The 22,012-nt window shown below is 70.9% G+C and carries 10 protein-coding genes; 6 read left to right on the top strand and 4 right to left on the bottom strand.

Going from position 1 to position 22,012, the window contains the following annotated elements; genetic code table 11:
• Positions 1–66: 66 nt before the first annotated feature.
• A complete protein-coding gene (locus B1991_RS15720; RefSeq protein WP_136259623.1) occupies positions 67–8,700 on the bottom strand; it encodes a GH36-type glycosyl hydrolase domain-containing protein in 8,634 nt (2,877 codons plus the stop codon).
• A 182-nt stretch (positions 8,701–8,882) separates the two neighbouring features.
• Here B1991_RS15720 and B1991_RS15715 point away from each other — a divergent pair, with 182 nt between their 5' ends.
• Positions 8,883–9,347 carry a GNAT family N-acetyltransferase gene (locus B1991_RS15715; protein ID WP_136259622.1) on the top strand — a complete coding sequence of 155 codons (465 nt, stop codon included), beginning with the start codon at positions 8,883–8,885 and terminating at the stop codon, positions 9,345–9,347.
• 63 nt (positions 9,348–9,410) lie between these two features.
• Here the strand turns inward: B1991_RS15715 and B1991_RS15710 are convergent, their stop codons facing one another.
• Together B1991_RS15710 and B1991_RS15705 are read right to left on the bottom strand one after the other, a co-directional pair.
• Positions 9,411–11,894, bottom strand: a complete 2,484-nt coding sequence (locus B1991_RS15710) for a sensor domain-containing protein (protein WP_136259621.1) — start codon at positions 11,892–11,894, stop codon at positions 9,411–9,413.
• Positions 11,895–12,022: 128 nt separating this feature from the next.
• Positions 12,023–13,144 (bottom strand): hypothetical protein, encoded by a 1,122-nt coding sequence (locus tag B1991_RS15705; RefSeq protein ID WP_136259620.1) that lies wholly within the window; start codon positions 13,142–13,144, stop codon positions 12,023–12,025.
• Between the two features lie 164 nt (positions 13,145–13,308).
• Here B1991_RS15705 and B1991_RS15700 point away from each other — a divergent pair, with 164 nt between their 5' ends.
• The 5 genes from B1991_RS15700 (at position 13,309) to B1991_RS15680 (ending at position 21,052) form a co-directional block, all read left to right on the top strand.
• On the top strand, positions 13,309–14,595 hold the full coding sequence (locus B1991_RS15700) for an acetyl-CoA C-acetyltransferase (RefSeq protein WP_136259619.1): 1,287 nt from the start codon (positions 13,309–13,311) through the stop codon (positions 14,593–14,595).
• An 8-nt stretch (positions 14,596–14,603) separates the two neighbouring features.
• The gene (locus B1991_RS15695) at positions 14,604–15,140 is read left to right on the top strand and encodes an energy transducer TonB (RefSeq protein WP_136259618.1); all 537 of its coding nucleotides are present in this window, start codon (positions 14,604–14,606) and stop codon (positions 15,138–15,140) included.
• A 95-nt stretch (positions 15,141–15,235) separates the two neighbouring features.
• Positions 15,236–16,732: an efflux transporter outer membrane subunit gene (locus B1991_RS15690; protein ID WP_246031202.1), complete on the top strand. Its 1,497-nt coding sequence runs from the start codon at positions 15,236–15,238 to the stop codon at positions 16,730–16,732.
• Between the two features lie 93 nt (positions 16,733–16,825).
• Positions 16,826–17,986 carry an efflux RND transporter periplasmic adaptor subunit gene (locus tag B1991_RS15685; protein ID WP_136259617.1) on the top strand — a complete coding sequence of 387 codons (1,161 nt, stop codon included), beginning with the start codon at positions 16,826–16,828 and terminating at the stop codon, positions 17,984–17,986.
• A 9-nt stretch (positions 17,987–17,995) separates the two neighbouring features.
• Positions 17,996–21,052 carry an efflux RND transporter permease subunit gene (locus B1991_RS15680; protein ID WP_136259616.1) on the top strand — a complete coding sequence of 1,019 codons (3,057 nt, stop codon included), beginning with the start codon at positions 17,996–17,998 and terminating at the stop codon, positions 21,050–21,052.
• Positions 21,053–21,190: 138 nt separating this feature from the next.
• Here the strand turns inward: B1991_RS15680 and B1991_RS15675 are convergent, their stop codons facing one another.
• On the bottom strand, positions 21,191–21,946 hold the full coding sequence (locus B1991_RS15675; protein ID WP_136259615.1) for a Bax inhibitor-1/YccA family protein: 756 nt from the start codon (positions 21,944–21,946) through the stop codon (positions 21,191–21,193).
• Between the last annotated feature and the right edge of the window lie 66 nt (positions 21,947–22,012).

Below are 22,012 nucleotides of genomic sequence, written 5' to 3'. Positions count from 1 at the left end.
CCCGTACCCTCACCCCAACCCCTCTCCCGGGGGGAGAGGGGCTTTTGAGGCTCGGTGATGTGGCGGTCAGCGGGAACGCGGATGGTTCAGTTCGACGCGGTGTTCGGCGCCGTCGTCGAGCAGCGGGATGCGGCCACCGGGTTGCGGTTCGCCGTCCAGGCGGACGCGGGCCGGGCTGTCCTCATCGCCCTGGCGCAGTTCGATGCGGTACGTCGTGTCGCCGTGCCGATAGTCCAGTTCGAAGCCCTCCCACTCCGCCGGCAGCACCGGCGCGAAGCGCAGGTGGCCGGCTTCCAGGCGCAGGCCGAGCAGGGATTCGACGATCAGCCGGTACATCCAGCCGGCGGAACCGGTGTACCAGCTCCAGCCGCCGCGGCCGACGTGCGGGGCAACCGCATAGACGTCGGCGCTGACCACATAGGGCTCGACCTTGTAGACGTCCATTTGCGCCGGGTCGATGCCGTGGTTGACCGGGTTGATCATGCGCAGCAGTTCCCATGCGCGGGCGCTGTCGCCGAGTTCGGCGAAGGCCATCGTGGCCCAGATCGCGGCGTGGGTGTACTGGCCGCCGTTCTCGCGCACGCCGGGCAGGTAGCCCTTGATGTAGCCCGGGTCGATGGGGGCCTGGTCGAACGGCGGGTCCAGCAGCTGCACCAGGCCGGCGTCGCGGCGCACCAGGTGTTCGTCCAGCGATGCCATCGCCTGGCGCTGGCGCGCGGGCGCGCCGATGCCGGAGAGCACCGACCAGCTCTGCGCGATCGAGTCGATGCGGCAGTCGAGATTGCCGGCGGCGCCCAGCGGCGTGCCGTCGTCGAACCAGGCGCGGCGATACCAGGCGCCGTCCCAGGCGTGTGCCTCCAGCGCGTCGCGCAACGCGGCCACTTCGTTCTCGCAGCGCTGGGCGAAAGCCGCGTCGCCGCGGTCGCGCGCCACCTCGGCGAAGCGCCGCAGCACCTCGCAGCTGAAGAAGCCCAGCCACACGCTTTCGCCGCGGCCGCCTTCGCCGACGCGGTTCATGCCGTCGTTCCAGTCGCCGCCGCCGATCAGCGGCAGGCCGCGTTCGCCGCGCAGGGTGAAGCTGCGCTCGATGGCGCGCACGCAATGCTTGTACAGCGGCTCGAACAGGCCCGAGGGCTGCGGCAGGTCGTAATAGGATTCCTCGCCGGCGTGCAGCGCGCGGCCCTCGATGTAGAACACCGGCACGTCGAGCACGGCGCGGTCGCCGGTGGCCAGCACATAGCGGCTGGTGGCCAGCGGCAGCCACAGGTAGTCGTCCGAACAGGTGGTGCGCACGCCGCGGTCCTGCGGCGGGTGCCACCAGTGCTGCACGTCGCCCTCGGGGAACTGGTGCGCCGCGCACAGCAGCAACTGCGCGCGGGAGAGCTCCGGCGCGGCGTGCACGGTGGCCATCGAATCCTGCAACTGGTCGCGGAAGCCGAACGCGCCGCCGCTCTGGTAGTAGCCGCTGCGCGCCCAGATGCGGCAGGCGATGGTCTGGTACAGCAGCCAGCCGTTGGCGAGCACGTCCAGCGCCGGCTCGGGCGTGCGCACCTGCACCGCGCCGAGCACGCGCTGCCAGTGCGTGCGCACCTGCTCCAGCGCGGCGGCGGCCGAGCCGGTGCCACGGAAGCGCTGCACCAGCGCGCTGGCATCGGCGGCGTCGCGGCCCAGGCCGAGGCGGAAGATCAGCTGGCGCTCGGCGCCATGCTCCAGCGCGACCTTCGATTGCAGCGCGGCGCAGGGATCGAGTCCGGCACCGAGCCGGCCGGAGAGCTGCTTGCGACCGAGCGCGGCGGGCTTGCGCATGCTGCCGTTGCGGCCGAGGAACTCGCCGCGGTCGCCGCCGATGCCGCGCTCCGCATCGTCCACGTCGAGGAAGGCCACGCGGCCGGGGAACTCGCCGTTGTAGCTGTTGCGGGCGAACAGCGCGCCGCTGGCCGGGTCCGATTCGGTGACCACGTGCATCGCGGTCTTCTCGCGCAAGTCGCCGAGCAGCCATTCGACGTAGGCCGTGGCGCTGATGCGCCGCGGCCGGCCGGATTCGTTGCGCAGTTTCAGCACCGAGAATTTCACCGAGGCATCCAGCGCCACATAGATCCACAGCTGCGAGTGGATGCCGTCCTCGACGTGCTCGAACACGCTGTAGCCGAAGCCGTGGCGGGTGACGTACGCGCCGCTGCCGCGGCACGGCCGCGGGGTGGGCGACCACAGCGCGCCGGTGTCTTCGTCGCGCAGGTAGATCGCCTCGCCGCTGCCGTCCCCGACCGGGTCGTTGTGCCACGGCGTGAGGCGGAACTCGTGCGCGTTCTCGCCCCAGGTGTAGGCGCCGCCGCTCTCGGAGATCACCGTGCCGAAATGCGGGTTGGCCAGCACGTTGGACCACGGCGCCGGCGTGGCGTCGCCGGCGGCGGTGACGATCACGTACTCGCGGCCATCGGCGCTGAAGCCGCCGTGCGGGTTGCGCAGTTGCAGTTCCGGCGGCGGCGAAGGCGCGGGCAGCGCCGGCACGGGGCGTTCGGCGCGGCTGGGCTCGAACGGCGGCGCGTGGGTTTCCAGCTGGCGCCGGCCGATCTGCTCGGCCAGGCTGCCGCGGTGGTCGGCCAGCACGATGCGCGCGCTGGCCAGCATCACCATGCGGTCCTCGCCGGAGAGCTGCTGCGCCGGGCGCACGAAGATGCCGCCGGGGCGATCGAGCAGGCTGGCCTCGCTGCCGGACGCGATCAGGCCGAGGATCTGGTCCTGCAGCTGCTGGCGGTAACCGGCGCGGTCCTCGTTCCAGATCACCAGGTCCACCGCCAGGCCCTTCTGCCGCCAGTACGCATGCGCCTGCACCAGCTGGCGCACCAGCTCGATGCGCGCCTCGCTGGCGATCTGCAGCAGCACGATCGGCAGGTCGCCGGAGATCGACTGCCCCCACAGCCCGCTCTGCCCGCGGCGGTTGCCGCGCAGCACCGCCGGCTCGGCGCGCAGGCTGGCGTTGGGGTACAGCAGCGCGGTGGCCATGTGCTCGTACAGCTGCGCGTCGCCGAGGCCGGCATTGAGCTGGCGCAGCAGCACCTGGCTGTGCGTCCAGGCGAGGTCGAACACGCGGTCGGCGAGGTGGCGGTCGCGGTACTTGCCGATCAGCTGCAGGCAACCCTCGCGGCGATCGGCGATGCCGGTGACGTAGTCGATGGTGGCGGTCTGCTCCGGCTGCAGGGTGATGCGGCAGCGGATCGCCACGATCGGGTCGAGCACCGAGCCGGCGCTGCCGGACAGCCGCGACTGTTCCAGGTCGAGCATCTGCGGGTCGGCCAGGCTGCGGCCGCGGCCGATGAAGCGCGCGCGGTCGGTCTCGAAGGAGATCTCGTCGATGTCGGCGTCGTGCACGGCCAGCAGGTGGAACATCCACGGCGGGTGTTCGTCGGCGGCGCGCGGCCGCCGCGTGCACACGATCGCCTGCAGCGCGGGCACCAGTTCGGTCTGCACGAACAGCTTGCTGAAGGCCGGGTGCAAGGCGTCGGCCAGCGGCGGAGCCAGCACCACCTCGGCGTAGCTGGTCAGCTCGATGGTGCGCGCGTGGCGGCCGCGGTTGGTGAGATGGGTGCGGCGCAGTTCGATGTCGTCCTCGGGCGAGACCACGATCTCGGTGTGCGCGTCGAACTCGCGCTCGCGCACGCGGAACTCGGCGCGCGCCTCGGAGAAGATCGCCTCGTACAGCTCGGTCTTGTGCCGCGTGGGCTGGTAGGTGGTGGACCAGTACGCGCCGCTGGCGACGTCGCGCAGGTAGCAGAACATGCCCCAGTGGTCGCGCGTGATGTCCTCGCGCCAGCGCGTCAGCGCCAGTTCGCCGCGCCGGCTGCTGCCGCCGCCGGCGCTGGACAGCATCACGTGGTAGCGGCCGTTGGAAAGCAGCTGCACCGCCGGACGCGGGCGGTTGGGGTCGCCGAACACGCGCAGCCGCGCCTCGCTGACCGGCGTGTGGGAATCGTTGCCGGGGAAGCCGGAGGCGTGCAGGTATTCCGCCGCAGTGCGCGGAACGCGCTCCTGCAGCAGCAGGCTGGTGGCGCGGAACTGCGGATCGGCGGCGAAGCGCCGTTGCATCGGCCGGCCCAGCAGGGCGAAATCCAGCGCCAGCAGGCTCATGCCCTGATGGTGGGCCATGAACGAGCGCACCAGCGCCGAGCTCTGCCCCACCGGCAGCCGCGCCGGGGTGTAGTCGACCGCCTCATACATGCCGTAGCGGCCCTGCACGCCCTCGCTGGCCAGCCGCTGCAGGTTTCTGGTGGCCGCCGCCGGCGCGATGATCAGCGCCAGCGCGCTGGCATAGGGCGCGATCACCACATCGTCGCCGAGGCCGCGCTTCAGGCCCAGGCCGGGCACGCCGAAGGCGCGGTACTGGTAGGTGAAGTGCGCGTCCAGCGTGTTGTAGCCCGACTCGGACACGCCCCACGGCACGTTGTGCTGGTTGCCGTACTCGATCTGCCGCGCTACCGCCGCGCGGCAGGTCTGGTCGAGCAGGGTGTCCTCGTAGCCGGGCATCACCAGGTTCGGCATCAGGTACTCGAACATCGAGCCGGCCCACGACAGCAGCGCCGGTTCGCCCCCCACCGTGGTGAGCAGGCGGCCCAGCGCGAACCAGTTGTCCTGCGGCAGCTGGCCCTGGGCGATGCCGACGAAGCTGGCCAGCCGCGCCTCGGAGGCGAGCAGGTCGTAGTAGCCGGCGTCGAGCCGGCGCGCGTCGACGTTGTAGCCGATCGCCAGCAGGTCGCGCGCGCTGTCGTAGAGGAAGCGGTAGTCCATCCGCGCCAGTTCGTCGGCCTGCTGGGCGAGCTGCTCGATCAGCGCGATGCGTTCGCGGGCGCGCTCGCGCACCGCCTCGGCGCCGGCTTCGCCCGGCCAGCGCAGCGGCTCGATGCGGCTGAGCACGGCGAGCGTGGGGATGCCGCGCAGGGCGTCGGCATCGTCGTCCACCGGGTCGAGCCGGAAGCGGGCGATTTCCTCGCACAGCTCGTCCAGCTGCGCGCACAGCGCCTCGAGCCAGTAGCCCGCGTCGCTGTCCGGCTCCGCGGCCAGCACGGGCATCAGCGCATGGGCCTGTTCGCGCTGGCGCTGCAGCAGCGCCAGCGCCGCGCCGGTGGTGGTCGGCGGTTCGTCCAGCGCCTCCTGCAGCTCGGCCTGCAGGCGGTGCAGCGACTCGTGCTCCTGCTCGAGCGCGTCATGCAGCAGCTGCAGGGTGTCGAGCAGCCCCTGCAGCACGCGGGGGCGGAACACCGGCGCGTGGATCAGTTCCAGCAAGCCCGGGCGCAGGGTCAGCAGGTGGCCGGCGAGGTTGCCGCTGTCCACCGCCGAGATGTACAGCGGCGTCAGCGGCTGCAGCGTGCGGGTGTCGTACCAGTTGTAGAAGTGGCCGCGGTAGCGTGGCAGCTGCTGCAGGGTGGCCAGCGTGTCGCGGCTGCGCTGGAGCAGGCGGCCTGCGGCCATGAAGCCGAAATCCCACGCGGCCAGGTTGGCCAGCAGGGCCAGGCCGATGTTGGTCGGCGAGGTGCGCGAGGCGATCACCGGGCCGGGCTGCAGCTGCAGGTTGTCCGGCGGCAGCCAGTGTTCGGTGGCGTTGACGTGGCTGTCGAAGAACGCCCAGGTCTGTCGCGCCAGGGTGCGCAGGAAGCGCGTCTGCGCCGCGTTCGGCACGAAGGTGTCCGGCCGCCGCGGCTGGCTGACCCACCAGGCGATGCCCGGCGACAGCAGCCACAGCGCCAGCAGCGGCCACGCCAGCCACAGCACCATCGGCCGCTGCAGCGCCAGCACCACCGCCAGGCCGAGCGCCACCGCCGGCCCGATCCACATCTGCCGCCACACGGCGCCGGGCGCGTTGGTGCTGCTCCGGGCCACCTCGCTGGAGGTACGCCATTGCAGCAGGTGGCGATGGCTGACCGTGATCCGCCACAGCGTGCGCACGATCGCGTCGAGGTGGTAGAGCGCCTCGTGCGGCAGCCAGGCCAGGCCCAGCGCCATCCGCGCCAGGTGCTGCATGCCGTCGGCGAAGCCCGCGCGCAGATGCTGGTCCAGCTGCACGTCCTTCGGCTTCTGCACCAGCTCCAGCAGCGCCGACAGCAGCGGCGGCACCAGCACCATCGCCAGCACCGCGATGGTCCACGACAGCACCGGCGAGAGCAGCAGCCAGCCGCACACCAGCAGGCCGAGCACGGCCGGCGGCACCAGGCTGCGGCGCAGGTTGTCGAGGATCTTCCAGCGCGACAACGCGGTCAGCGCGTTGCGGCGCCAGCCGTCCTTCGCGGTCGGCGCCCACGGCAGCAGCCACGGCAGCAGCTGCCAGTCGCCGCGGATCCAGCGATGCCGGCGGCGCACGTCGGCGCCGTAGCCGGCCGGGTATTCCTCGAACAGCTGCACGTCGCTGAGCAGGCCCGAGCGCGCGTGGCAACCCTCGACCAGGTCGTGGCTGAGGATGCGGTTTTCCGGGAAGCGGCCGTCCAGGGTGCGTTCGAACGCGTCGATCGCGTAGATGCCCTTGCCGATGAACGAGCCTTCGCCGAACACGTCCTGGTAGACGTCCGAGACCATCTGCGTGTACGGGTCGATGCCGGCGTCGCTGCCGTACAGCTGCGCGTAGCGCGAGCGCGCGGTGCTCGGCAGGCTGATCCCCACGCGCGGCTGCAGGATCGCGTAGCCGCTGACCACGCGCCGGCGCACCGGGTCGTACACGGCGCGGTTGAGCGGGTGGTCGATGCTGCCGACGAAGGCCTGCGCCGCGTCGCGCGGCAGCTCGGTGTCGGTGTCCAGGGTGATCACGTACTGCACCGGACCGAGCGTCTCGACGTCGCCGACGATGCGCGCGAAGCGGTCGTGCCCGTTGCCGCGCAGCAGCGCGTTGAGGTCGGCCAGCTTGCCGCGCTTGCGCTCGTGGCCCATCCAGCAGCGCTCGCCGGCATTCCAGCGGCGCGGCCGGTGGAACAGGAAGAAGCGGTCGGACTCGACGCTGGCGTAGCGCTCGTTGAGCGCCTCGATGCGCCGCTGCGCCAGGCGCAACAGCGCCTCGTCGCCGGGCAGGGTCTCGCTGTCGGCGTCGGTGAAATCGGTGAGCAGGGCGAAGTGCAGGTTCTCGTCGCGGTTGCCGAGGAAGCGCACCTCCAGCGCCTCGACCAGTTCCTCCACGTCGCCGGCGCTGCCGAGCATGCTGGGCACCGCCACCAGGGTGCGCGCGCTGGCCGGGATGCCGTGGACGTAGTTCATGCGCGGCAGCGGCTGCGGCGCGATCGCCAGCGTGGCCATCCAGTTGAGCAGGCTGGAGCCGAGCTGGCTGGCCACGACCAGCGCCATCGCGGCGATCGCCAGCAGCCAGCCGGTGGCCAGGTTGTCCTCCACCGCGGCCTGCACCAGCGGCTCGGCGATGGCCAGGGTCAGCGCGATCAGCAGGCCGAGGTAGATCGACACCGGCGCGCGGTCGAAGTGGCGACGCAGCCACTCGCCGAGGTGCGGGCGCACGCCCAGGTGCTGTTCCAGCTGCGGCCGGCCGCGGTCGACCAGGTACCAGCCGACGTGCTGCGGCAGCGCCGGCGCCGGTTCCGTCGGCGGTGCCGCGCGGCACAGCTCCACCGTGGCGGCGGCCACGCGCACCTCGTCCAGCCGATGCTGGCGGGCCAGCCGCTCCACCACGTGGCGGTAGCGGTCGCGGGTGGCGAAGTTCATCGCCGCGTAGACGCCGGCCGGATCCTCGCGCAGCTGCTGCTCGACCAGGCTCACGCGCTCGACGAAATCGCGCCAGTCGACCGCCGACAGCAGGCGCAGGCTGCCGATGCTGTTGCTCACGCTCACCTGCGCGGCGGCCTGCTGCTGTGCCTCGCGCTGCACCAGGTGCTCGATGCTCTGGCCCGATTCGGACAGGCGCTGCTCGATCCAGCTCAGCGGCAGCGCCAGCGCCGGGCTCTGGCCCTGCAGGCGGCGCGCCATCTCGGCCACGAACGGGCCGTTCATCGGCGGGTCGGAACGCGCCATGTCGGCGACCACCAGCACTACCGAATTGGGTTGGCGTTCGGCGGTGGCGGTCATCGCGTCGGCCCAGCGCGCGGCCTGGCCGCGGTGGCGCCAGTCGGCCATCACCCGCGCGGACACGCGGCGCAGGTTCTCGATCAGCGCCAGCCGCAACATGATCGGGATCGCCCACAGCTCGCCCAGTTTCAGCGGGGTCACTTCCTGGTAGGCGTGGATGAAACGGTGCAGGCCGGCGGTGTCGATGCGGCCGTCGCCGTGCGCGATGATCTCCAGCGCGATGTCGTAGACCCGCGGCAGGCCGGCCGAGATGCCGGTGTCCAGACGCGGCAGTTCGCGGCTGTAACCCTTGGGCAGATGCCGGCGGGCGATGCGGACCTGCTCCTCGATCAGGTAGAAGTTGTCCAGCAGCCACTCGCCCGCCGGCGTGATCCGCTGCTTGCGCCGGGTTGCCTGGGTCAGCCGCTCGCAGCTGTGGGTGATGACCGCCTCGTTGTCGTCCAGCCGGCCGAGCAGCAGGTCGGTGCTGGAGCGTTCGCGCAGGCGGTGCTGGCCGGCCAGCTCGCGGCCGTGCTGCTCCATCTGCTCGGCGCTGAACAGCTCCGCGCGCAAGGCCGGCTCCTGTTCCGGCCGCGTGCGGGCAGCCACGCGGCGGCGGCGGAACGCCTGCAGCCGGCGCAGCTTGAGCCGATCCAGGACGCTGCCGATGTTCAAGCGCAAAGCTCCTTGCCGGGAAAATCGAAAGAGCGCGGACGGTGCCGCCGCACGACACGCGCGTCGCGCAGGCAGCAGAGCCGGACGTCGCCGGCGGGGCCAGCGGCCGTGCCGTGACAGTACGCGGGCCCATGTGAAGAGCGTGCGCGCTACGATCGGCGTCCCGCCACCGGAGTCCCGCCATGACCGTGTCGATCCGCACCGCCAGCCCCGCCGATGTCGCCGACCTGGTGGCGTGGAACGTCGCGATGGCGTGGGAGACCGAGCACAAGCGGCTGGACCCCGAGCGCCTGCGCCGCGGCGTCGAAGCGGTGCTGGAGCATCCCCGGCGCGGCTTCTATCTGATTGCCGAAGTGGACGGCACGGCGGCGGGCGGCCTGCTGGTGACCTACGAGTGGAGCGACTGGCGCTGCGGCGACTTCTGGTGGATCCAGAGCGTGTACGTGGTGCCCGCCGCGCGCCGCAGCGGCGTCTTCCGCGCGCTGCATGCCGCCGTGGCGGAGCGCGCGCGCGATGCCGGTGCGGTCGGCCTGCGGCTGTACGTGGAAACGGAGAACGCGCGCGCCCAGGCCACCTACGAAGGCCTCGGCATGCAGCGCTGCCATTACTTCATGTGCGAGGCATCGCTGGTCGAGCCGGCGGCGTAGGGCGGGCTCCGCCCGCCGGGTTGCGCCAAGGGTACGAGAAAGAGCCGGCGGGCGGTGCCCGCCCTACGTCGCGCGGGCGGGTTCGGTCAGCAGCTTTTCGAAGTCGTCGACCGGCAGCGCCGCGGCGAACAGGAAGCCCTGCAGTTCGGCGCAGCCGGCCTGGCGCAGGAACGCGGCTTGCGCTTCGGTCTCCACGCCTTCGGCGACCACCAGCTTGTCCAGCCGCTGGGCCATGGCGATGATCGCGCTGGTGATGGTGGCGGTGTCGGCGTCGCCGATCACGTCGCGCACGAATACCCGGTCGATCTTCAGCGTGTCGATCGGGAAATGCTTGAGGTAGGAGAGGCTGCAATAGCCGGTGCCGAAATCGTCCAGCGACAGGCGCACGCCGCGCTGGCGGATGCGCTGCAGCAGGCTGCCGGTGACGTCGCCGCCGGACATCATCATGCGTTCGGTCAGTTCCAGCTCGAGCAGGCCGGGGTCGAGTCCGCTGCCGGCCAGCGCGTCGTCCAGCCAGTCGGGGAAATCGACGTGCTGGAACTGCACCGGCGAGACGTTGACCGAGACCGGGATGCGGTGGCCCTGCTGCTGCCATGCGCGCGCCTGCCGGCACGCCTGGCGCAGCACCCAGGTGCCGATCGGCAGGATCAGGCCGGTGTCCTCGGCGACCGGGATGAACTGGTCGGGCTTGTACAGCTCGCGTCCGCGCACGTGCCAGCGCAGCAGCGCCTCGGCGCCCACGATCTGTCCGCTGGAGGCCGCGATGCGCGGCTGGTAGTGCAGGCTCAGCTGGCCGCGCGGCAAGGCCTGGCGCAGCGCCGACTCGATGCCGCGGCGCGCACGCGCGCGTTCGTCCATCGAGGCGGTGAAGAAGCGGCAGCCGTGCACGTCCTGGCTGCGCAGCGCGACCAGCGCGGTCTCGGCATGCTGCAGCAGGGTTTCCGGGTCCAGCGCATCGTCGGGATAGACGCTGATGCCGATGCCCAGGTGCAGGCCCAGCGCATGCAGGCCGTCCACCCGGGTCTGCTCGCCCTGGTCGATCAGGGCGCGGGCGAGGCTGGCCGCCTCGCTGGTGCTGTCCAGCGCGGAGAGCACCACCACGAACTCGTCGCCGCCGTAGCGCACCAGTTGTGCCTCGGCGGGCAGGCTGCGCTGCAGCTGCGCCACGAACGCGCGCAGCACGCTGTCGCCGGCGGTCTGGCCGTGCTGGTCGTTGATCTGCTTGAACTGGTGGATGTCGATGTACAGCAGCGCCACGCGCTGCTGCCGGCGCCGCGCATTGGCCAGCGCCTGGCTCAGGTGATCCTGCAACTGGCTGCGGTTGGGCAGGCCGGTGAGCGTGTCGTGCTGGGTCAGGTGCACCAGCTTGAGCGCGAAGGCGCGCGTTTCGCTGACGTCGTGGAATACCAGCACGCCGCCGACCACGTTGCCGGCGTGGTCGTGGATCGGCGCGGAGGAATCCTCCACCGGCGTGTCGAAGCCGTGGCGATGGCGCAGCAGGGTGCGGCCGGCCAGGTCGGCGATGGTGTTGTTGTCGATCGCGGTGCGCAGCGGGTTGGCCACCGGCCGGCCGTCGACGGCGTCGAACAGCTGGAACACCGCTTCCACCGGCAAGCCCTGCGCCTCGGCGCTGCGCCAGCCGGTCATCGCCTCGGCGATCGGGTTGAGCGAGCGGATGCGCGACTGCGGGTCGGTGATGATGACGGCGTCGCCGATCGAGCGCAGGGTGACCTCGGCCAGCTCGCGCTCGCGCTGCAGCGCGTCCTCGAATGCCTTGCGCTGGCTGATGTCCTGCGCCTGCGACACGAAGTACAGCGGCGCACCCTCCTCGTCGCGCACCAGCGACACGGCCAGTTGCAGGTGCACCACGTGGCCGTCCTTGTGCAGGTTGCGCTTTTCCAGCTGGTAGTTCTCGCGCTGGCCGGAGAGCAGCTGCAGCATCTGTTCGGCGTCGGTGGCCATGTCGTCCGGGTGGGTGACGTCGGCCACGCCGAGCGTGAGCAGTTCCTCCTCGGTGTAGCCGAGCATGTGGCACACCGCGTCGTTGACGCGCAGGAAACGCCCGCCCGGACCGGTCAGCGCCATGCCGATCGCGGCATGCTGGAAGGCGCTGAAGAAGCGCCGCTCGCTTTCGTGCAGGCGCAGTTCCAGTTCGCGTCGCTCGGTGATGTCGACCAGCGCGGTGAACACGCCGCGCACGCGGCCATCCTCGTCGAAATCGGGCGCGAAGTTGCCGTGCGCGTAGCGCCGCTCGCGACCATTGAACAACTCGCCCTCGTAGCTGGAGGAGTGGCCCGCGTAAGCCTGCTCCAGGGCGGTACGGGCACGTTCGTAGTTGGCCACGCCGATCACCTCGATCAGGCGCTTGCCGATCAGCTGCGCCGGGTCGATGCCGAGCCAGCGGCGGTGGGTGTCGTTGACGTGGCCGAAGCGCTGGTCGAGATCGAGCCAGGTGAGCAGCACGGGGGCGCCATGCCACAACCGTTGCGGCCAGTGCGATCCCCCTGTCGGTGTCGGTACTCCCTCGGCTTGCTTCGGCGGCCGCATGGTGTTTCCGTCAGCTGGAGCGCGCCCCCTGATCAGCGCCACGCCATCATGCGCCGACCGTTCGCCGCCGCACAACTGCTGCCGGCCAGGAAAATGTCGGGGCCGGCCGGCTCCCGCATGTCATCCGCTCAGGGTGCGCCGAGGGCGCCGGCGGCATCCAGCACCACCTGGCCGCGGGTGTCGAGTTCGGCGGCGGTGCCGTATTGCGCGGCGAGCTGCTGCAGCAACGGGCCCAACGCCTGCGGCTGCAGCGGGTAGCCGTGCGCCAGCATGCGCGGCGCGCCGTCCGGCTGCGGCTGCGCCACGCTGACCGCCACCACGCCCAGCCCCGGTGCCTCGTGCGCGAACAGGCGCGGCGCCGGCGAGGACTCCGACGCGGCGGCGAGCTGCTCCAGCAAATAGCCGTCCATCGCTGCGGCCGGCGCGTCCGACTGCAACCGCAACGGCAGCTGGTGCGCCTCCAGCAGGGCGGCGTACTGGCGCAACTCGAACACGATGCCGGCAAAGTCGTGCGCGCGCTGCGCCGCATCGCCATCGTGCGCGGCCAGCCATTGCGCCGGCGACTGCACCCACACGGTGCCGTCGGCGTAGCGCAATGCCAGCCCGCGCGCGCTCATCGTCGTCTCGGGCCGGTCCGGGGTGAGCAGGGCCGTTTCCAGCAGCGCCCACAACGGCGCCAGGTTGGCGTGTTCGTACTGCACGCAGGTCAGCGCGAGCAGGTCGTTGCGGCTGAGGTAGCGCAGGTGTTCGAGGCGGATGCCCAGCGTGCGCATCAGCCAGTCGGCGGTGGACGCGCCGGCTTCGCCGCGGCCGACCAGCTGGATCTCCAGTTGGGTGGAGAGCTCGTCGGCAGCATCGGGGCTGGCCAGCAGGCTGATCGGCAGCAGCCGCATCGGACCGCCGGCGTACACCGACGAAGGCTGCAGCGCAGGTGCCGGCATCACGCCGTCGTGGCTGCCAAAGGCGACCACGTGCTCCAGCGTGCCGCGCGGCACTCGGCGCGCCAGGTCGTCCAGCGTCGCCCACACCGGGAACCCGGGTCGCAGCAGTTCGACCTGGTCGAACAGCGCACCGGCCAGCGCCAGCCGCGCCCCGGCGACCTGCGGCACCAGGCCGAGCAGGTCGGTCGCCACGTGCTGCGCCAGTTCGGCGGCCTCGTCGCGGGTCAGAGTGGTCGGCGCTGCCGGTTGCCCGGCCACCGGTTCGAGGGCCAGCAGTACCGGCAGGGCGAGCAGTGTTTGCGCTTCCACGATGGATCCATCTTGCAGCGGGAAAACACGCATTCTACCGCCGCGCCGCGCACGACCTGCCACACGGTGCTGAACAGAGCGCCACGCCGGCGGCCCCTTGGGCTTTCGCCCGGCGGCATGGCGGGTTAGCCTTGAAGCCATTCGTGTGATGGATCGTTCAGGGCATGGAAAACACGCACAGGCGCGTCGGCGTGATCGGCGGCGTACGCATCCCGTTCTGTCGCAACAACACCGCCTATGCCGACGTGGGCAACTTCGGCATGTCGGTGAAGGTGCTCGGCGCCCTGGTCGAGCGCTTCGGCCTGCACGGCGTGGAGCTGGGCGAGGTGGCCGCCGGCGCGGTGATCAGGCACAGCGCCGACTGGAACCTAGCGCGCGAGGCGGTGCTCAGCTCCGGGCTGGCGCCGACCACGCCGGGCATCACCACAGCGCGCGCCTGCGGCACCTCGCTGGACAACACCATCACCATCGCCAACAAGATCGCCTGCGGGCAGATCGAGGCCGGCATCGCCGCCGGCTCGGACACCACCAGCGACGTGCCGATCGTCTACGGCCGCCGCCTGCGCCGCCGCCTGCTGGCGATGAACCGGGCCAAGACCCCGCTGGAGAAGTTCAAGGCCGCCACGCGCGGCTTCTCGCTGCGCGAGCTCAAGCCCTCGTTCCCCGGTGTGGCCGAGCCGCGCACCGGCAAGTCGATGGGCGACCACTGCGAACAGATGGCCCGGCAGTGGCAGATCAGCCGCGAGGCGCAGGACCGGCTGGCACTGGACAGCCACCACAAGCTGGCCGCCGCCTACGAGGCCGGCTTCTTCGACGACTTGCTGGTGCCGTTCCGCGGGCTCAAACGCGACGGCTTCCTGCGTCCGGACACCACGCTGGAGAAGCTCGCCACGCTGAAGCCGGCGTTCGACAAGCGCTCCGGCCACGGCACGCTCACCGCGGGCAATTCCACCGGCCTGTCCGACGGCGCCGCCGCGGTGCTGCTGGGCAGCGAGGCGTGGGCCGCGCAGCGCGGGCTGAAGATCCAGGCCTGGCTGCGCGACGCCGAAGTCGCCGCGGTGGATTACGTGCACGGCGAAGGCCTGCTGATGGCGCCGACCATCGCGGTGCCGCGCATGCTGGCGCGCCACGGGCTGAGCCTGCAGGATTTCGATTTCTACGAGATCCACGAGGCGTTTGCCGCGCAGGTGCTGTGCACGCTGCGCGCATGGGAATCGGCCGAATACTGCAGGAACCGGCTCGGCCTGGACGCGCCGCTGGGCACGATCGACCCGGCCAGGCTCAACGTGCACGGCTCCAGCCTCGCCGTGGGCCACCCGTTCGCCGCCACCGGCGCGCGCCTCGTGGCGACGTTGGCCAAGCTGCTGGAACAGAAGGGCTCCGGCCGCGGGCTGATCTCGATCTGCACCGCCGGCGGCATGGGCGTCACCGCGATCCTCGAGCGGCCGTAGGCACGGCCATGCTGCGACTGCGCACCACCACCGGCCTCAGCGTCCTGGCCCTGGCCATCGGCATCGCCGGTACCGGCTGGCTGAGCACGCTGACCGGCAGCTGGCCCGACGCGCCGCGCGGCATCGCCGTGTCACACGGTGACTCGGCCTCGGCCCGCCCGCTGCGGCATCGTCGCCATGCAGTGGTGCCGACCGTGCGCCGGCGAACCGTGCCGGAGGCGATCGGCGCGGGCGTCGCGCAGGCTGCGGCGGTGCCCGCACCGATACGCCTGCAGCCGCTGGCCACGCCGGCTGCCGCCGAGCGCTGGGATGAAGTGCGTGGCCATCTGGACGGCCGTTTGACCGTGCAGCTGCGGGTGGATGGCGACGGCCGCGTGCAGCACGCGCGCGTGATCGCCTCCAGCGGCGATCCGATCCTCGATGCGCACGCCTTGCGCAGCGTGCAGGGCTGGCGTTTCGCGGTGCCGCCGGGACATCCGGACGGCCTCAGCGGCGAGCTGCCGATGCGCTTCTCCTCGCAGGACAGCAGCGTCGGCATGCTGTAACCGCGGCATCGCCGCGGATGACCTCTCACCTATATATATGAACTCTGTAGTCTGTTAATGTCCCGGGCCGGCTCCCCCTGCCCAGGCTTCCCCCCGTGCCCCGCGACCTGCTCCGCTTCTCGCCGACCCTGCGCCTGCGCGCCTTGCCACCGCTGCTGGGGCTGCTGCTCGCCGGCTGCGCGGTCGGTCCGGACTACCACCGCCCGGACGCGCCGCCGGTGGATCGCTACACCGCCCAGCCGCTGCCCGCCGGCACCGCCAGCGTGGCGGGCGCGGCGCAGCGTTTCGTCGTCGATGGCGCGATGCCCGAACAGTGGTGGACCACGTTCGGCAATGCCGAACTCGACCGCCGGGTAGACACGGCCCTGCGCCACAGCCCGTCGCTGGCCGCGGCCCAAGCCGCGTTGCGCCAGGCGCAGGAGAACGCGCGGGCCGCGGGCGCGGTGCGCTTTCCGGCGGTGGATGCGAACGCCGGCGTCACCCGCCAGAAGCAATCCGGCGCCGCGTTCGGCGACACCTTCACTTTCGCCCCGCTGACCGTGTACAACGCCGGCGTCAGCGTCAGCTACGGCATCGACCTGTTCGGCGGTACCCGCCGCGGCATCGAGGCGCAGGCCGCGCTGGCCGACGTGCAGCAGGCGCAGGCCGACGCCACCTGGCTGACCCTCGCCGCCAACGTGATCACCGCCTCGCTGCAGGAGGCCTCGCTGCGCGAGCAGGTGCGCGCCACCGAGGCGATCGCCGACAGCCAGCGCGACAGCGTGCGCATTGCCGAGCGCCAGCAGCAGATCGGCGCGACCTCGCTGGCCGCCACCCTGGCCGCACGCAGCGAGCTGGCCGCCACCGAGGCCACCCTGCCGCCGTTGCGCGCACGCCTCGCCGCCACTCGCAACCAGCTGGCCACCTATCTGGGCAGCACGCCGGCGCAACTGGAACTGGCGCCGCTGCCGCTGGATGCGATCGCGCTGCCGCGCGACATCCCGGTCAGCCTGCCGTCGCGGCTGGTGGCGCAGCGGCCGGACATCCGCGCCGCCTCCGCGCAGCTGCACGCCGCCACCGCCGAGGTCGGCGTGGCCACCGCGGCAATGCTGCCGCAGATCACCCTTTCCGGCAGCGCCGGCTCGCAGACGGTGCATGCCGGCGAACTGTTCTCCGCCGGCAGTCGCGCCTGGTCGCTGGGGCTGGGGCTGACCCAGCCGCTGTTCCATGGCGGCGAACTGCGCCACCGCAAGCGTGCCGCCGAAGCCGGCCTGGACAAGGCGCTGGCCGACTGGCAGCAGACCGTGCTGGTGGCGTTCCAGAACGTGGCCGATGCGCTGCAGGCGCTGCAATACGACGCCGATGGCCTGGCCGCCCAGCTCGCCGCCGAGGATGCCGCCGCGCAGCGCCTGGCGCTGGCCCAGCGGCAGTACCGGGTCGGCGCCACCGGCTATCTGGACCTGCTGCAGGCGCAGCGCGACCACCAGCACGCGCGCATCGCGCTGATCCAGGCGCGCACCGCCCGGCTGGCCGATACCGCCGCGCTGTACGCCGCGCTCGGCGGCAGCTGGCGCGGTGACACCAGCACCGAGGCAGCCATCCGGAAGCCATAGCTTTATCTACGAGTGCGGACAGGATGTCCGCTCTTTGATCTTTGGCGATCAGGGAGGATCGCATCAATCGATGCCCACCACAGGAGCCCGCGCATGCCCACGCGCGTTGACAACAAACCCAGCACCACCAAGCGCATGCTCTGGATGATCGGCGGCGTGCTGCTGCTGATCGCCGTGATCGCCGGCATCAAGGTGCTGCTGGTGATGCGCATGATCCACTCGATGCCGCAACCGGCACCGGCCACGGTCAGCACCACCACCGTCCGCGAGCAGCCGTGGCAGCCCGCGCTGAACGCGGTCGGCACGCTGCGCGCGGCGCAGGGCGCGGAGCTGGCGATGGACGCCTCCGGCCTGGTCACCGCGGTGCCGCTGAAATCCGGCCAGGACGTGAAGCAGGGCCAGCTGCTGCTGCAGCTGCGCGACGGCGACGAGGCGGCGAAACTGCAGCAGTTGCAGGCCACGGCCCGGCTCTCCGAGCTGACCTTCGAGCGCGCGCGCAAGCAGCTCGCGGCGCAGGCGATCAGCCAGGCCGAGTACGACCGTGCCGCCGCCGAGCTCAAGGCGAACCAGGCCGCGGTGGCGCAGCAGCAGGTGGTGGTGGCGAAGAAGCAGCTGCGCGCCCCGTTCGCCGGCCGCGCCGGCATCATCACGACCAGCCCGGGCGACTACGTGAGCGCCGGCACCACGGTGGTGACCCTGCAGCAGCTCGACCCGCTGTTCGTCGACTTCAACGTGCCGCAGAGCGAGCTGGGCCGGCTGCAGGTGGGCCAGCCGCTGCACCTGAGCCTGGATGCGTACGCGGGGCGCCAGTTCGACGGCAAGCTCACCGCGATCAGCCCCAAGGTCGACCTGGGCACGCGCAACGTGCAGGTGGAGGCCAGCGTGCCGAACCACGACAAGGCGCTGAGCCCGGGCATGTTCGCCAGGCTGGCGGTCGACGTCGGCCAGCGCCAGCCCCGGCTGACGCTGCCGCAGGCGGCGATCGTCTACAACCCGTACGGCGACACCGTGTACGTGGTGCACCCGTCCAAAGGCAAGGATGCACAGGGCCACCCGCTGCCGCCGACCGTGCAGCAGACCTTCGTCACCGTGGGCGAGACCCGCGGCGACCAGGTGGCGATCCTCAAGGGCATCACCGCCGGCACCGAGGTCGTGACCAGCGGCCAGGTGAAGCTGAAGAACGACGCGCCGATCAAGGTCGACAACCGGGTGCAACCGGCCGACGCCGCGCACCCCACGCCACAGGAACACTGAGCCGCCACGATGAAATTCACCGACTCGTTCATCAACAAGCCGGTGCTGGCGATCGTCGTCAGCTTGCTGATCCTGGTGCTGGGCGTGCGCGCCGTCGGCAGCCTCAGCGTGCGCCAGTACCCCGAGACCCAGAACGCCACGGTCACCGTCACCACCGCCTACTACGGCGCCGACGCGGCAACCATGGCCGGCTTCATCACCCAGCCGCTGGAGCAGGCGATATCGCAGGCGCAGGGCATCGACTACCTGTCCTCCACCAGCGTGTCGGGCGTGTCCACGATCACCGCCACGCTGCGCCTGAACTACGACGCCAACCGCGCGCTGACCGAGATCACCACCCAGGTCAACTCGGTGAAGAACCAGCTGCCGCCGCAGGCGCAGCAGCCGGTGCTCAACGTGCAGACCGGCGAGACGGTCGACGCGATGTACATCGGCTTCTACAGCGACGTGCTGCCGACCAACAACATCACCGACTACCTGGCCCGCGTGGTCAAGCCCAAGCTCGACGCGATCGACGGCGTGCAGACCGCCGAGCTGCTCGGCGCGCGCCAGTTCGCCCTGCGCGCGTGGCTGGACCCGGCCAGGATGGCCGCGCACGGCGTCACCGCCAGCGACGTCAACGCGGCGCTGGCGGCCAACAACTACCTGGCCGCCGTCGGCTCCAGCAAGGGCCAGGCGGTGTCGGTGGACCTGACCACCGACAGCAGCCTGCACACGGTGGACGAGTTCAAGCAGCTGGTGATCCGCCAGGCGCACGGCGCGATCGTGCGGTTGCAGGACGTGGCCACGGTGAGCCTGGGTTCGGAGAACTACGACTTCAACGTGGCCTTCAGCGGCAAGCGCTCGGTGTTCATCGGCGTCAAGGTGGCGCCGGACGCCAATGTGCTGGACGTGGCGCAGCGCGTGCGCGATGCGTTCCCGGAGATCCAGCACCAGCTGCCGAACGGGCTGACCGGCAAGATCGTCTACGACGGCACCGACTTCGTGAACAGCTCGATCAACGAGGTGATCAAGACCCTGGTCGAGGCGCTGGTGATCGTCACCCTGGTGATCTTCCTGTTCCTGGGCAGCCTGCGCGCGGTGATCATCCCGGTGATCGCGATGCCGCTGGCGCTGATCGGCGCATTCTTCGTGATGCTGGTGCTGGGCTACTCGATCAACCTGCTGACCCTGCTGGCGCTGGTGCTGGCGATCGGCCTGGTGGTGGACGACGCGATCATCGTGGTGGAGAACGTCGACCGCCACATGAAGGAAGAGGGCAAGACCCCGCTGCAGGCCGCGCTCATGGCGGCGCGCGAGCTGGGCGGGCCGATCCTGGCGATGACCGTGGTGCTGGTCGCGGTGTACGTGCCGATCGGCTTCCAGAAAGGCCTCACCGGCGCGCTGTTCAGCGAGTTCGCGTTCACCCTCGCCGGCGCGGTGACGGTGTCGGCGATCGTGGCGCTGACGCTGTCGCCGATGCTGACCTCGCGCTTCTTCAAGAGCGAGCAGGAGGGCGGCCGCTTCGTGCGCTTCATCGACCGCCAGTTCGACCGCGTGCACCACGGCTACCAGCGCGTGCTGCACAACGTGCTGTCGACCTGGGTGGTGGTGATCGCGATGGCCGGCCTGCTGCTGCTGGCCACCTTCGCGCTGGGCATCACCGCGCAATCGGAGCTGGCGCCGGAAGAGGACCAGGGCATCGTGGTGGGCCAGATCGTCGGCGCGCCGAACGCGACGGCGGAGCAGATGAACGTGTACGCCACGCAGATGTTCGAGCTGTCCAGGGAGCTGCCCGAGTACGAGCAGATGTTCCAGCTGACCGGCGTGCCGACCGTGAACCAGGGCATCGGCGGCGTGCTGTTCAAGCCGTGGGACCAGCGCGACCGCAGCGCGCACGAACTGCAGCAGGTGCTGCAGGAAAAGTGGAGCGGCATCGCCGGCGGAAACGTGGCCGCGTTCCAGTTCCCGCCGCTGCCGGGCGCGCAGGGCCTGCCGATCCAGGTGGTGATCACCACCACCGAGCCGTTCGCCAACCTCAACGAGGTCGCCAGCGCGGTGCTGGCCAAGGCCCAGGCCAGCGGCAAGTTCTACTTCATCGACTCCGACCTGAAGGTGGACAAGCCGCAGGCCACGGTGAACCTGGACCGCGACATGATCGCCACGCTGGGCCTGACCCAGGCCGACGTCGGCGCCGCGCTGGGCTCGGCGCTGGGCGGCGGCTACGTCAACTACTTCTCGATCGCCGGGCGCTCCTACCGGGTGATCCCGCAGGTGCTGCAGGCCGACCGGCTCAACCCGGAGCAGGTGCTGGACTACTACCTGCGCGTGCCGGGCGGTTCGGTGATCCAGGCCGGCACCGTGGCCAAGGTCACCCACGAGGTGGTGCCGCAGTCGCTGAACCGCTTCCAGCAGCTCAACTCGGCCACCATCTCCGGCGTCTCGGGCATGTCGCAGGGCGACGCGCTGGCCTACCTGCGCGACCTGGTGCACGAGGTGGCGCCGACCGGCTACAACGTGGACTACGCCGGCCAGTCGCGCCAGTTCATGCAGGAGTCGGGCGGCTTCGGCAGCACCTTGCTGTTCGCCATCATCATCGTGTTCCTGGCGCTGGCGGCGCAGTTCAACAGCCTGCGCGACCCGATCGTGATCCTGGTGTCGGTGCCGCTGGCGCTGTTCGGCGCGCTGATCTTCGTCAACCTGTTCACCAGCCTCAACATCTATACCGAGGTGGGCCTGGTCACCCTGATGGGCCTGATCAGCAAGCACGGCATCCTGATCGTGCAGTTCGCCAACGACTCGCAGCGTGCCGGCATGTCCAAGCGCGAGGCGATCGAGCACGCCGCGGCGGTGCGCCTGCGGCCGATCCTGATGACCACCGCGGCGATGGTGCTCGGCGTGATGCCGCTGGTGATCGCCGCCGGTGCCGGCGCGGCGGGCCGCTTCAACATGGGCCTGGTGATCTCCACCGGCCTGGCCATCGGCACCGTGTTCACCCTGTTCGTGGTGCCGGCGTTCTACATGCTGCTGGCGGCCGACCACCATGCCGAACGGCCGAGGGATGCTGCGGAGCAGGTGGTGGCCTAGTCGAAGAGCAGGAGCCGGCGGGCAGTGCCCGCCCTGCGCGGCGCTCCATCAGGCAGGGCGGGCACCGCCCGCCGCTTTTCCCGGCGCCAAAGAAAAGCCGGCGGCCCATGGCCGCCGGCTTTCTTCGAACTGCCGGGCTCAGTCGCGCGACTGCAGCTTGGACAGCAGGCGCAGCAGCTCCAGGTACAGCCACACCAGGGTGACCACCAGCGCGAAGGCGCCGTACCACTCCATGTACTTCGGCGCGCGGGCGTGCACGCCCTGCTCGATCATGTCGAAGTCGAGGATCAGGTTGAGCGCGGCGATCACCACCACCACCACGCTGAAGGCGATGCCCAGGCCGCTGGAGCCGTTGATGAAGCCCATCGAATGGCCGAAGAAGCCCATCACCATGTTGGCCAGGTACAGCAGCAGGATGCCGCCGGTGGCCGCCACGATGCCGAGCTTGAACTTCTCGGTGGCGCGGATCAGGCCGCTGCGGTAGGCCAGCAGCATTGCCGCCATCACGCCGAAGGTCAGCCCCACCGCCTGCATCACGATGCCGGGATAGCGCATCTCGAAGATCGCCGACAGCGCGCCGATGAAGACGCCTTCCACCAGCGCGTACAGCGGCGCGGTGACCGGTGCCCAGGTCTTCTTGAACACGGTGACCAGGGCCAGGACCAGGCCACCGATGGCACCGCCGATCATCAGCGGGCCCATCGCCGGCAGGCTTTCCGCGCCGTTGAACTGGCCCCAGCTGAAGGCCGCGCCCACGATCGCCAGGATCAGCAGCAGGCCGGTCTTGTTGACCGTGCCGTTGAGGGTCATCACCTCGTCGCCATGCGACACCACCGCACCGCTGGCGGCGTCGAGGAAGGTGTTCTTGTTGAGTGCCGGATTACCGCTTTGCATGATGAACTCCGAGGGGGTTGTCGACATCGTAGCCGGCCCGCGACGACCGTGTCAGCCACCGCGCCC

Origin of the sequence: Rhodanobacter lindaniclasticus, from assembly GCF_004799035.1 — a bacterium.
GTDB classification, from domain to species: Bacteria; Pseudomonadota; Gammaproteobacteria; order Xanthomonadales; family Rhodanobacteraceae; genus Rhodanobacter; species Rhodanobacter lindaniclasticus.
This window is presented reverse-complemented; position numbering and strand designations above follow the sequence as displayed.

Coding starts and splice junctions, on each gene's coding strand:
- B1991_RS15715 (WP_136259622.1), top strand. CDS start 8,883: ATGACCGTGTCGATCCGCACCGCCAGCCCCGCCGATGTCGCCGACCTG.
- B1991_RS15710 (WP_136259621.1), bottom strand. CDS start 11,894: ATGCGGCCGCCGAAGCAAGCCGAGGGAGTACCGACACCGACAGGGGGA.
- B1991_RS15700 (WP_136259619.1), top strand. CDS start 13,309: ATGGAAAACACGCACAGGCGCGTCGGCGTGATCGGCGGCGTACGCATC.
- B1991_RS15695 (WP_136259618.1), top strand. CDS start 14,604: ATGCTGCGACTGCGCACCACCACCGGCCTCAGCGTCCTGGCCCTGGCC.
- B1991_RS15685 (WP_136259617.1), top strand. CDS start 16,826: ATGCCCACGCGCGTTGACAACAAACCCAGCACCACCAAGCGCATGCTC.
- B1991_RS15680 (WP_136259616.1), top strand. CDS start 17,996: ATGAAATTCACCGACTCGTTCATCAACAAGCCGGTGCTGGCGATCGTC.
- B1991_RS15675 (WP_136259615.1), bottom strand. CDS start 21,946: ATGCAAAGCGGTAATCCGGCACTCAACAAGAACACCTTCCTCGACGCC.